The sequence below is a fragment of the Paraburkholderia sp. SARCC-3016 genome (assembly GCF_031119615.1).
Classification (GTDB): Bacteria; Pseudomonadota; Gammaproteobacteria; order Burkholderiales; family Burkholderiaceae; genus Paraburkholderia.
Map to the genome: position 1 here is coordinate 38,363 of NZ_JAVHZD010000024.1, position 12,040 is coordinate 50,402.

The following is a 12,040-nucleotide window of genomic DNA, read 5'->3' on the forward strand; positions in this document are numbered from 1 at the left end:
TGGATTGACGCGCCGTTGCCGCTTTGCTGACCAGTCTTTGATAAAGTCGCCGGGAGTTCAACGATTGATTCCTGTCAAGAGCGACTGGCTATGGATACGCTCATCAGCATGAAAGTGTTTCGTTATGTCGTCGAAATCGGCAGCTTCGTCGGCGCGGCGGAACGGATGGATATGTCGGCGGCAATGGCGAGCAAGCATGTCATGCATCTCGAACAGCAGCTCGGCGCGCGCCTTCTGAACCGCACGACGCGCCGTGTTGCGCCGACCGAAGCCGGCCGCGAATACTACGAGCGGCTCAGCCAGGTGCTGGCCGAACTCGACGAAGCGGAGCAGGCAGTCGGCGCGGCGAGCGTCGTGCCGCAGGGACGGCTGCGCGTGTCGTCGCTGTCGGCGTTCGGTCTGCGTCATGTGATGAGCGCGACCGCCGATTACGCGACGCTGCATCCGCAGGTGACCGTCGACATCACGCTGTCGGACCGCGTCGTCGAGATGATCGACGAAGGCTTCGACGTGGCGATCCGCGCGTCGCCGACAGGCCTGAAGTCGTCGTCGCTGATCGCGCGGCAGGTCGCGACCGCGCATATCGTGCTGTGCGCGTCGCCCGACTATCTGCAGCGGCACGGCGTGCCGAAGACGCTCGACGATCTCGCACGGCACAACTTCATCGAATACTCGGGCGTCTCGGCTCAGGATCTGCTGACGGCGGCAAATGCCGCGAATGCGGGCAGCGCGCACTTGCGGCTGACGGGCAATATGGTCGTCAATCACCTCGAGGCGCTGCGCGTGGTCGTGCTGCAAGGCGCCGCGATCGCGCTGCTCGGCACCGAAGTGGTCGGCGACGACATCGCTGCCGGCCGGCTCGTGCCGCTGCTCGTCGACGTCCTGCCGCCGCGCGAGCTGCCGATTCACGTGATGTACGCAAGCCGGCGCCACGTGTCGGCGAAAGTGCGCTCGTTCGTCGATTTCCTGGCCGACCGGTTCTCGAACGAATCGCTGTGGCCTACGCTCGAACAGGTGCGCACGCTTGCAGCAAGCTGACGCCGCCACCGTTGGCGCAAAACCGTTTCGATATACTGCTTCCAGCACCCGCGAAGCGTGACCGTCGCCGCGCTGCGTCAATGCAGCATCGCATCTCGTCGCGCATCCATCGATCCGGGGGAGACATGACTGATCTTTCCACGCCGCAGCGCGCCGGCGGCGCCGCGCTATCCGACGAGGCGCCCGCAAGCGAGTCGCCGCCGCGCGCGGTTCAGCCCGGCCAGTCGAGCGCGCGCGGGCAGCGCGCGCGGCCCGCGCGTCTGCGATTCGTCACGGCGGCCGCGCTATTCGACGGCCACGATGCGTCGATCAACATCATCCGGCGCATGTTGCAGGCAAGCGGCGTCGAGGTGGTCCATCTGGGCCACAACCGCTCCGTCGAAGAAGTGGCGACCGCCGCGTTGCAGGAAGACGCGGATGGCGTCGCGGTGTCGAGCTATCAGGGCGGCCACGTCGAATATTTCCGCTACCTCGTCGATCTGCTGCGGGCGCGCGGCGGCGAGCGGATCAAGGTGTTCGGCGGCGGCGGCGGCGTGATCGTGCCCGACGAAATCGCGGAACTCGAACGCTATGGCGTCGAGCGGATCTATTCGCCGCACGATGGGCAGCGTCTCGGTTTGCAGGGGATGATCGACGACATGATCGTGCGCTGCGCCGACGCGGCGCGCGATGAGCGGCAAGGCGAACAAATGGCGCAGCGTTCGGCCGTGCAGTTAGCCGGCGAAATCGCGCGAGCGTTGACCACGGACCTCGCACGATCCGACACGCCAAAGCACGCAGACAGCGCAGCGCAACGCGCCGCGGACTCGAATGGCGCTGTCTTCCGCAAATTGGCGCAACTGATCACCTACCTCGAAACGGGCACCGAGGCCACGGCCTCTGCGGCCACCGCCGCATTGAACGCCGCGCTCGCACCGCACGCACACGCAGCGCGTGTACCGGTGCTCGGCGTTACCGGCACCGGCGGCGCGGGCAAATCTTCGCTGACCGACGAACTGATTCGCCGCTTTCGCCTCGACTACGACGATGCGCTGACGATCGCGGTGCTCGCGATCGACCCATCGCGCCGCAAGTCCGGCGGCGCGCTGCTCGGCGACCGCATCCGCATGAATGCGATCGGCGACTGGGGCGCGGGCTCGCGCGTCTTCATGCGCTCGATGGCGACGCGCGAGGCGTCGAGCGAAATTTCCGACGCGTTACCCGATGCGATCGCCGCCTGCAAGGCAGCCGGCTTCGATCTGATCGTCGTCGAGACATCGGGCATCGGCCAGGGCGACGCCGCAATCGTGCCGCACGTCGACAAATCGTTGTACGTGATGACGCCCGAATTCGGCGCGGCCAGTCAGCTCGAGAAAATCGACATGCTCGATTTCGCGGATTTCGTTGCGATCAACAAGTTCGACCGCAAGGGCGCGGCCGATGCGTTGCGCGACGTCGCGAAGCAGGTGCAGCGCAATCGCGGCGAATTCTCGACGGCGCCGGCCGGCATGCCGGTGTTCGGCACGATAGCCTCGCGCTTTAACGACGACGGCGTGACCGCGCTCTATCAGCGCGTCGCTCGCGCGCTGCGCGCACGCGGACTGCGCGAAGGCCGCGCGCGGCTGCCGCTGCTAGATGGCGTGCGTCATTCGAGCGGGCGTCATGCGATCGTGCCGCCCGAACGTGTGCGTTATCTGTCGGACGTCGCACAGACCGTGCGCGACTATCGCGCGCGAGCCGAAGCGCAGGCGCGCATCGCGCGCGAGCGCTGGCAACTGATCGAAACGCGTCGGATGCTGGTCGGCAGCATGTCCGAACCTGCGGATTCCGCTGCCGCTTCGTCGCAAGCCGGCGATCGCGCGACAGGCTCTTCAACCGTCGCGTCGCAGCGTCGCGGCACATCGATCGACCCAGCGACCAACCCAGCGACCAACCCAGCGACCAACCCAGCGATCGACACATTGATCGCCGCCCGCACTGCGCAACTCGGCGAACGCGAAAAAGCGTTGCTCGACACATGGCCGCACACCGTGGCCGCCTATTCGGGCGACGAACACGTCGTGAAGATTCGCGACCGGGAAATCCGCACCGCGCTGACGGTCGAGACGCTGTCGGGCAACGCGATTCGCAAGGTGTCGCTGCCGAAATACACGGACCCCGGCGAAATCCTGCGCTGGCTCATGCTCGAAAACCTGCCCGGTTATTTTCCGTACACGGCCGGCGTCTTCCCGTTCAAGCGCGAGAACGAAGACCCGACGCGCATGTTCGCGGGCGAAGGCGATCCGTTCCGCACCAACCGCCGCTTCAGGCTGCTCTCGGCCGGCATGCCGGCCAAGCGGCTGTCGACTGCGTTCGATTCGGTCACGCTATACGGCGAAGAGCCGCACGAGCGCCCCGATATTTACGGCAAGGTCGGCAATTCGGGCGTGTCGGTCGCTACGCTCGACGATATGAAAGCGCTCTATGACGGCTTCGACCTGTGCGCCCCGGACACATCCGTGTCGATGACGATCAACGGTCCCGCGCCGGCGATTCTTGCGATGTTCTTCAATGTCGCGATCGACCAGCAGATCGAACGCGCCCGCGAGCATGCGCGGCAGGCGGGTTGCGAACCGCTGTCCGACGAGGCACTCGAAGGCGCACGCCGCACCGCGCTCGAAAATGCGCGCGGCACCGTGCAGGCCGACATCCTCAAAGAAGACCAGGGGCAAAACACCTGCATCTTCTCGACCGAATTCAGCCTCAAGGTGATGGGCGACATTCAGGCGTATTTCGTCGAGCACGGTGTGCGTAACTTCTATTCCGTCTCGATCTCTGGTTATCACATCGCGGAGGCCGGCGCGAACCCGATCTCGCAACTTGCGTACACGCTTGCGAACGGCTTCACGTATGTCGAGGCATATCTGGCGCGGGGCATGTCGATCGACGACTTCGCGCCAAATCTGTCGTTCTTCTTTTCGAACGGCATGGACCCCGAGTACACAGTGCTCGGCCGCGTCGCGCGCCGCATCTGGTCGGTCGCGCTACGCGAGCGTTACGGGGCCAACGAGCGCAGCCAGAAGCTCAAATATCATGTGCAGACGTCGGGCCGCAGCCTGCATGCGCAGGAAATCGACTTCAACGATATCCGCACGACGTTGCAGGCGCTCATCGCGATCTACGACAACTGCAATTCGCTGCACACGAACGCTTTCGACGAAGCGATCACGACGCCGACCGAAGATTCGGTACGGCGCGCCGTCGCGATCCAGCTGATCATCAACCGCGAGTGGGGGCTCGCGAAGAGCCAGAATCCGAACCAGGGCAGCTTCGTCATCGATGAACTGACGGACCTCGTCGAAGCAGCGGTGCTCGCCGAGTTCGACCGGCTGACCGAGCGCGGCGGCGTGCTCGGCGCGATGGAAACCGGCTATCAGCGCGGGCGCATTCAGGACGAGTCGATGCTGTACGAGCATCGCAAGCACGACGGCTCCTATCCGATTGTCGGCGTGAACACGTTTCTGGGCGCTCATCCGCATGAAGCGCCGCCGCCGATCGCCCTTGCGCGCTCGACCGAAGACGAGAAGCAAAGCCAGCTGGAACGGTTGCGCGCGTTTCAGGCGCGGCATCGCGATGCCGCGCCCGCCGCACTCGAGCGTTTGCGGCAGGCGGTGATCGACGACCGGAACGTGTTCGCGGTGCTGATGGATGCGGTGCGTGTCTGCTCGCTCGGGCAGGTCACACATGCGCTGTTCGAGGTGGGCGGGCAGTATCGCCGCAATATGTGAGCGCGAAGGGTGCGCCAGGGTGCGCCAGGGTGCGGCACCGCGCGGCAGCACCGCTACGCGGCCGCCGTCTCGCATGTGCCGCTATGCGCCGATCGATAACCGCTTCTTCGTATCCGCATACTCCTGCTTGAGCCGCGCGACGAGTTCGGCGACGCTCGGCACGTCGTCCATGAGGCCGACGCCTTGCCCCGCACCCCAGATATCGCGCCACGCCTTCGACTTTTCGTTCGCGAAGTCCATCTTCGATTTGTCCGACTCGGGCAGTGCATCGGGATCGAGCCCGGCGGCGACGATGCTTTCGCGAATGTAGTTGCCATGCACACCGGTGAACAGATTCGTGTAGATGATGTCGGCCGCATTCGAATGAACGATCGCCTGTTTGTAGCTGTCGACCGCGTGCGCCTCGCGCGTGGCGATGAAGCGCGTGCCCATATAAGCGAGGTCCGCGCCCATCGCCTGCGCGGCGAGAATCGAGCCGCCATTTGCAATCGCGCCCGACAGCACGATCGGCCCGTCGAACATGCGCCGCACTTCGCCGACGAGCGCGAACGGCGACGTCGTGCCCGCATGGCCGCCCGCGCCGGCTGCAACCAGAATCAACCCGTCGACACCGGCTTCGAGCGCCTTGTTCGCGTGACGCAGGTTGATCACATCGTGCAGCACGATGCCGCCGTAGCCATGCACCGCATCGATTATTTCCTTCGCCGGCGCGCGCAGGCTTGTGATGAAAATCGGCACCTTGTGCTCGACGCAGACGCGCACGTCGTGTTCGAGCCGCTCGTTCGAATGGTGGACGATCTGGTTGACGGCGATCGGACCGATCACCGCATCCGGGTGCGCGGCCTTATGGTCGGCAAGCGCGGCCTGAATTTGCGTGAGCCATTCGTCGAGCCGTTCCGCGGGCCGGGCATTGAGCGCGGGAAACGCGCCGACAATTCCGGCCTTGCATTGCGCTAGCACGAGTTCCGGATAGCTGACGATGAACATCGGTGAAGCGACGACCGGCAGCGTGAGATTTTGCAGAACGGCTGGCAATGCCATGGCGGAAGTCTCCTGAACGATGAATCCTTGCCGATGCGCCCTGCGCAGCGGGGCGGCATGATGAGTGTAGCCGGAAGCGGCGTGCGGGCGGCGGTGCTCGATCCGGTTACATGCCGGTATGAACGATTGCGGTATGAACGATCGTTCGATTATAGGGCGGCACCTTGCTGCTGATGCGCCATCCCCGGTTGGAGGAAGAGTTCGGTTTCTATATTTGCGTGGGCTAACCCACCTCGCGCGGGCACAGCGGCCTTCTACAATGCGCACACTCACAATGACAACGAGAATGCACCGATGCCCTTCGAGCACTACGCACCGTTTCGCTTCTCAGCCGAGGGCGCCGAAATATATGGCGTCAAGGGCGGATCGGGGCCGCCGCTGCTTCTGCTGCACGGCGATGCGCAAACGCATGCGGTTTGGCATCGGTGCGCAACACCGCTTGCCGCGCATTTCACCGTGATCGCAACCGACCTTCGCGGCTACGGCGCATCGGCGACGCTGCGGGGCGATGCAGCGCCGCACGAGAAGCGTTCGAAGCGCACGCTGGCGGCCGACCAGCTTGCGGTGATGCGCCACTTCGACTACGAGCAATTTCTCGTCTGTGCGCATGATCGCGGCGCGCATGTTGCGTATCGGATGGCGCTCGATCACACCGCCGTCGTCGAGCGTTTGATGCTGCTCGATAGTGCGCCGGCGTGTGCAACGGACCGACAGGCGCAGCGAGTGGCTGCCGGCCCTGCGGCGGGCGCGGCAGACGGCCTCGATTTCGAACACGACCGGGCCGATATCGAACGCGGCAACCGGATCGGTTGCCCGCTGCGCGTGCTATGGGGCGCACGTGGCGTGTCCGGGTCGTACGCCGACCCGCTCGCCGGATGGCGCAAAGTCGCGCGTGACGTCAGCGGCCGCGCGCTGCCATGCGGTCCCTCGATTCCCGAGGACGCGCCGGACGAACTGATGGCCGAAATGTTGTCGTTCTTCGAAGCTATTGATTCGTAGCGGTGGACGTGCGCGCGGCAGTGCGTGTCGTGGTGCGCGAGCCGGAGGCGCGCGCAGGCGGCCGCCGCGCCGCGGCCTGCGTCGCATCGCCTGCCGCGCGTCCGGTCAGCGGCGGCAGACGGCGCGGCACCGGCGTCGATTTGACGATTGCCGTACTGGTTTCCGCGCGTTCGGTGACTTTCGACAGAATCTCGTCGAGCTGCTCGATCGTGCGCAGATAGAGCCGGCAGACAAAGCAGTCGTCGCCTGTCACCTTGTCGCACTCGACGAACTCCGGAATGCGCCGGATCACTTCTTCGACCAGATGCAGCTGGCCGGGCAACGGCTTGACCCGGACGATCGCCTGCAACGTATAGCCGAGCGCGCGCGGGTCGATCTGCACCGTGAAGCGCCCGATTACCCCCGAGGCTTCGAGACGCCGTAGACGGTCGGCGGTCGCGGGCGCCGACAGGCCGACGCTGCGCGCGAGTTCGCTGACGGGCTGACGCGCGTCGTCGGCGAGCGCCGACAACAGTGCGCGGTCGGTATCGTCGAGCGGTGCGGCCGGCGCGTGGGCAGCAGGCGACGCGGACGATGCGGCGGAACTGAGGCGTTTGGTCATCTGAACCTTCGTTTGCGAAGTCGAAACGGCGATTGGCTTAAGTTTAGTCATGTATTCTCGCTTGCGCATTCATTACACTGCCATCATTCGTGTGAAGCTCTCGGGGAACAGTGATGGCAGGCGGCAATGAAATCCGGCGCGGTGCGCTCGAGATGACCATCGCGATGCTGATGTCGGGCACGATAGGCTGGCTCGTCGTGTCGTCGCAGCAGTCGTCGCAAAACGTCGTGTTCTTCCGCTGTCTGTTCGGCGGCGCGACGCTCGCGCTCGTCTGCGCGGCGCTCGGTCTTTTCAGGCGCAAGCTGTTCAGCTGGCGCGTCGTCGCGCTCGCCACGCTCGGCGGCGTTGCGATCGTCGCCAACTGGGTGCTGCTGTTTGCCGCCTACTCGCGCGCGTCGATTTCGATGGCGACCACGGTCTACAGCACGCAGCCGTTCATGCTGGTCGCCCTCGGTGCACTCGTGTTTCGCGAGCGCATCACTGCATCGGTCGTCGCATGGCTTGGCATTGCGTTCGCCGGACTCGTGCTCGTCGTGCGAGTCGAACCTGCGGTGCTTGCGGTGCCGGGGGAATATCTGCAAGGCGTCGAGCTTGCGGCCGGCGCGGCATTCCTGTGGGCGATCTCGTCGATCGTGACCAAGTCGCTGAAGTCGACGCCTCCGCATCTGATCGCACTCTTCACGGCGGCGACCGGCGTCGTGCTGCTTGCGCCGTTTGTCAGCTTCGACGCTTTGCCGACTAGCGCGATCCATTGGCTGCAGCTGGCGACGCTCGGCATCGTCAATACCGGCGTGATGTACGTGCTGCTGTGCGGCGCGATCCAGAAACTGCCGACTGCGATGACGGGCGCGCTTTCATTTATCTATCCGGTGGTGGCGATTATCGTCGACCGTGTTGCGTTCGGACAGAAGCTCGCGTGGGTTCAGATGGTGGGCGCGGTGCTGATTCTGCTGGCGGCGGCGGGCGTCAATCTGGGCTGGCGGATCGTACCGGCGCGTCGTTACTCATCGTCGTAAGGGCAGGCTCGGGCCGAACGACAGGTTTGAAATGCATCGGTAGATAATACGGATTCCGTAACATGAAGCCGGACCGACGCATCGCCTGTCTGTGCATCGCCCGCTGGCCGCAGGACGTCGTTTCCGGCCGCGAAGCCGAGGTCCGTAGGGAAACCCCCGATGCGTGAGTATGCATCCTGGAAGTATCATTACGACTGACGCTGATCACGTCACAAACAAAACGTTGCGCCGCTCGCCAGATTTGCCGAGCGGCTTTCTTTTTTCCGCTTCGGGTTTCCGCGTCCGTTTTTCACCATGCGCGTGCGCTCACACGCTCGCCGTCGATGTGCAGCGGACCTTTGCTGCCGGCAAGTTCCCCGACGATCTGTCGCACCAGCGCCGGCCATGCATCGCGCGGCGCCAGGATCGCCGCAGCGGCGCGCATCGCGCTGGCGTTTTCGAGCATGTCGATCAATGCGCCGAAATCCGTTGTGCGCACATCGAGCAGCCTGAATACGAGCAGCACCTTGAGCGCGTTTTTCGCGTTGCGCTTCGGGTCCGCGCGCAACCATGTCAACCGCGAGAAGGCGCGTTCGAGCGCCGGCTCGACGTTTGAGAACGGTGCGCCATGACCGGGAATCACCGTCGCAACGTCGAGACTCGCGATCAGTTCGAGCGCAGCCTGCTGTTCCGCAAATCCGCTCTCGCCGTCGAGTTCGGGAAAGATTACGCCGAAGCCGTTTTCCCACAACGCGTCCGCGCTGATCAGCAAGCGCTCGTCGGCGCAGAAAAGCATCAGCGAATGCGGATCGTGGCCCGGCGCGCCGAGCACCTGCCAGTCGAGTGCGCCCATTTCGATGTGCATACCCGGTGCGAGCGAGCCGTTCGCCGAGAAGCGTTCGCAGAACTGTCCCGTCGCGCGAAATGTGAGGCGCGCTTCATCCCATTGCCGCACCGTTTCGATCTCGGTGTCGGGGATCAGCGTTTCGCAGCCCCATGTTTGCTGCAAGAGCGTGTTGCCGCCGCAATGGTCCGAATGCAGATGCGTGTTGACGATGCGATCGAGCGCGCGCGTGCCGAGAGCGTGACGCACGAGCGCAACCGTTTGCGGCGCGTGCGTCGCGTATCCGGTATCGACGAGCGTCGCGTTGCGATCGTCGATCAGCAGCACGTTGTTCGACGATAGCCAGCCGCGTTCGAACACGCGCATCGACGCGGGTAGCGCAATCATGGCGCGGCGCCTTTTTTCACGGGTCGAGGCGTGGACCCCGGCGCGGGTTCGGAGAGCGGCTTCGGCATCACGAGTACCGTCGCGCTCGCGAGCATCACCGTTTCGCCGCGCTCGCTCACGGCGTTGCCGTCGAGTTGAACGAGATCGCCGGCGAGGCTCGGCTTCCAGAACGCGCTGCGCACGGCCCACGTGAACGTCAGCGTGTCGTCGCTGCGCACGGCCTTCTTGAGCTTGATGTCGAACTCGAGGCCGAGCGGTTGCGCGTATCGGGAAAAGTGCGTGGCGATCAGCGCCATCAGATGCGCGGCAGGCTGCGTGCCCGATGCGATCAGCGTGCCGAAGCGGCTTTGCGCGGCATAGGCTTCGTCGTGATGCAGCGGATTCATGTCGTTGACGAGCGTCGCGAACGACTTTACCGAATCGTTGGAGAACGCGAGCGTCGTGCTGAAGCGTTCGCCGATCGTCACGACGCGCGGCGGCGAATTCATCGCGAATCCTTATCGCTCGTGCTCTGCCTCGCATCCGGCGCGCTAGTGCGTTGCGACATCAGGTGCGCATGCCTCGCTTCGAGCTGATCCCAAACGGCGCGCTTCGCCGCTTCGTCGTACAGCGACCAGTTTGCGATCTCGTCGATCGTGCGCAGACACCCGTCGCACCAGCCGGTCGCATCGTCCATCCGGCAGATGTTGATGCACGGCGACGGCACCGGTGCGACGCTTTCCGTTTCGGGCGCGGCCTCGGTCATACCGGTTCGCGCAGCGCGACGTCGACCACGGGCGCGCCCGTCAGCGCGACGAGTTCCTGCGGCGACAGATTGAACACCGCGTGCGGATGCCCTGCCGCAGCCCACAGGCTGCCGAGCGCGAGCAGGTCCGCATCGATCAGCGCGACCGGCGCCGTCGCATGGCCGATCGGACATACGCCGCCGATTGCATAGCCGGTCTTCTCGCGGACGAACTTCGCGTCGGCGCGGCCGACTGCGCCGACGTGCGCGGCTACCTTGTGTTCATCGACGCGATTCGCGCCGCTCGCGACCACGAGCACGGGCGCGTCGTCCTCGCGACGGCGAAACAGGATCGACTTCGCGATTTGCGCGACCGAGCAGCCAAGCCCCGCGGCCGCTTCGGCCGATGTCTTGCCGGTCTCGGGCAGCATCACGATCTGGCCGGCGTGGCCGCGCTCGCGCAACAGCAGTGCGACGCGGCGTGCCGCGTCGGGCAGCGCGTCGAGATTGGTCGGCATGGCGGCGGTCGCGTTGCGGGACGAAGCGTTGTTGGTGTCGTGTGTCATTGTCGAATGTGTCCGTTCTTCTGCGGTGAATTCAGGCGCAGCTTGTCTGCTCGCTGCGCGCCTTGGCCAGCGTCGCCTTGCCGGCGCGCGATGCGTTCTGTCGCCCGATCGACTTCGAGATAAAGTCGCCGATCTCGACGACTTGCGCGAGATCGACGCCCGTTTCGATGCCCAGGCCGTTCATCAGGTACAGCACATCCTCGGTCGCGACATTGCCGGTCGCGCCTTTCGCATACGGGCAACCGCCGAGCCCCGCGACCGACGCATGAAAAATGGCAATACCTTCCTGCAGCGCGGCGTAGATATTCGCGAGCGCCTGGCCGTAGGTGTCGTGGAAGTGTCCCGATAGCCGTTCACGCGGAAACACCTCGGTAACGGCGGCGAATACCTCTTGGGTGCGCCTCGGCGTGCCGACGCCGATCGTGTCGGCAATGTCGATCTCATCGCAGCCAAGCGCGGCAAACCGTTCGACGACGTCGACGACCGATGCGACCGGCACTTCGCCCTGGTACGGGCAACCAAGCGAACACGACACGCTGCCGCGCAGGCGCAGGCCTTTTTCCTTGGCCGCATGTGCGACCGGCGCGAAACGCTCGATACTTTCGGCAATGCGGCAATTGATGTTCCTCTGCGAAAACGCTTCGCTCGCCGCGCCGAAAATCACGATCTCGTCGGCGCCCGCGGCAAGCGCGCCTTCGAAGCCGCGCAGATTCGGCGTCAATACCGAATAAATCGTGCCGGCGCGGCGCTCGATGCCGGCCATCACGTCGGCCGCATCGGCCATCTGCGGCACCCATTTCGGCGACACGAACGACGTGGTCTCCACATTCGGAAATCCGGCGGCCGAGAGCCGGTTGACGAGTTCGATCTTGATCGCCGTCGGCACCTGCTCCTTCTCGTTCTGCAGCCCGTCGCGCGGACCGACTTCGACGATCTTCACCGTTTGCGGGATTGCCATGTCGTTTCTCCTGCCGCCTCGCGCGGCGTCACTGCCAGTCAGATAAGCTCGCTCCGATCATGTCGTCGCGATTTCGTCGGTTATGTGGCGCATAAGTGCCGGCCAGGTTGCCGGATAAGTTGCCGATAACGTTTCGTACAA

At 64.7% G+C, this 12,040-nt stretch carries 10 protein-coding genes and 1 pseudogene; 4 read left to right on the forward strand and 7 right to left on the reverse strand.

What is annotated here, in order from left to right; all coding sequences use genetic code 11:
- The first annotated feature begins 90 nt into the window (after positions 1-90).
- The gene (locus QYH69_RS23225) at positions 91-1,038 is read left to right on the forward strand and encodes a LysR family transcriptional regulator (RefSeq protein WP_308834090.1); all 948 of its coding nucleotides are present in this window, start codon (positions 91-93) and stop codon (positions 1,036-1,038) included.
- A 125-nt stretch (positions 1,039-1,163) separates the two neighbouring features.
- Positions 1,164-4,784, forward strand: coding sequence for a methylmalonyl-CoA mutase family protein (locus QYH69_RS23230; protein ID WP_308834091.1), 3,621 nt, complete (start codon positions 1,164-1,166; stop codon positions 4,782-4,784).
- A gap of 81 nt (positions 4,785-4,865) precedes the next feature.
- On the opposite strand, the gene QYH69_RS23235 is transcribed toward QYH69_RS23230, so the two are convergent.
- Positions 4,866-5,825 (reverse strand): nitronate monooxygenase family protein, encoded by a 960-nt coding sequence (locus QYH69_RS23235; protein WP_308834092.1) that lies wholly within the window; start codon positions 5,823-5,825, stop codon positions 4,866-4,868.
- Positions 5,826-6,119: 294 nt separating this feature from the next.
- Between QYH69_RS23235 and QYH69_RS23240 the strand changes: the two genes are divergently transcribed.
- Positions 6,120-6,824: an alpha/beta hydrolase gene (locus QYH69_RS23240; RefSeq protein ID WP_308834093.1), complete on the forward strand. Its 705-nt coding sequence runs from the start codon at positions 6,120-6,122 to the stop codon at positions 6,822-6,824.
- A 106-nt stretch (positions 6,825-6,930) separates the two neighbouring features.
- Here the strand turns inward: QYH69_RS23240 and QYH69_RS23245 are convergent.
- Positions 6,931-7,425: pseudogene (locus QYH69_RS23245) on the reverse strand (Lrp/AsnC family transcriptional regulator); the annotation flags it as partial.
- Between the two features lie 113 nt (positions 7,426-7,538).
- Between QYH69_RS23245 and QYH69_RS23250 the strand changes: the two are divergent.
- Entirely contained in the window at positions 7,539-8,441 is a 903-nt protein-coding gene (locus QYH69_RS23250) for a DMT family transporter (RefSeq protein ID WP_308834094.1), read from the forward strand.
- 289 nt (positions 8,442-8,730) lie between these two features.
- On the opposite strand, the gene QYH69_RS23255 is transcribed toward QYH69_RS23250, so the two are convergent.
- From QYH69_RS23255 to QYH69_RS23275, 5 genes are read right to left on the reverse strand one after another with little or no spacing between them, the layout of a single operon-like run.
- Complete coding sequence (locus QYH69_RS23255; protein WP_308834095.1) at positions 8,731-9,651, reverse strand: MBL fold metallo-hydrolase; 921 nt, start codon at positions 9,649-9,651, stop codon at positions 8,731-8,733.
- Positions 9,648-10,139: a MaoC family dehydratase gene (locus QYH69_RS23260; RefSeq protein ID WP_308834096.1), complete on the reverse strand. Its 492-nt coding sequence runs from the start codon at positions 10,137-10,139 to the stop codon at positions 9,648-9,650. Before QYH69_RS23260 ends, QYH69_RS23255 begins: the two co-directional genes overlap by 4 nt.
- Positions 10,136-10,396 carry a DUF1289 domain-containing protein gene (locus tag QYH69_RS23265; RefSeq protein ID WP_308834097.1) on the reverse strand — a complete coding sequence of 87 codons (261 nt, stop codon included), beginning with the start codon at positions 10,394-10,396 and terminating at the stop codon, positions 10,136-10,138. Before QYH69_RS23265 ends, QYH69_RS23260 begins: the two co-directional genes overlap by 4 nt.
- Positions 10,393-10,941 (reverse strand): YbaK/EbsC family protein, encoded by a 549-nt coding sequence (locus QYH69_RS23270; RefSeq protein ID WP_374992475.1) that lies wholly within the window; start codon positions 10,939-10,941, stop codon positions 10,393-10,395. Before QYH69_RS23270 ends, QYH69_RS23265 begins: the two co-directional genes overlap by 4 nt.
- 31 nt (positions 10,942-10,972) lie before the next feature.
- A complete protein-coding gene (locus QYH69_RS23275) occupies positions 10,973-11,899 on the reverse strand; it encodes a hydroxymethylglutaryl-CoA lyase (RefSeq protein ID WP_308834098.1) in 927 nt (308 codons plus the stop codon).
- Positions 11,900-12,040: the final 141 nt, after the last annotated feature.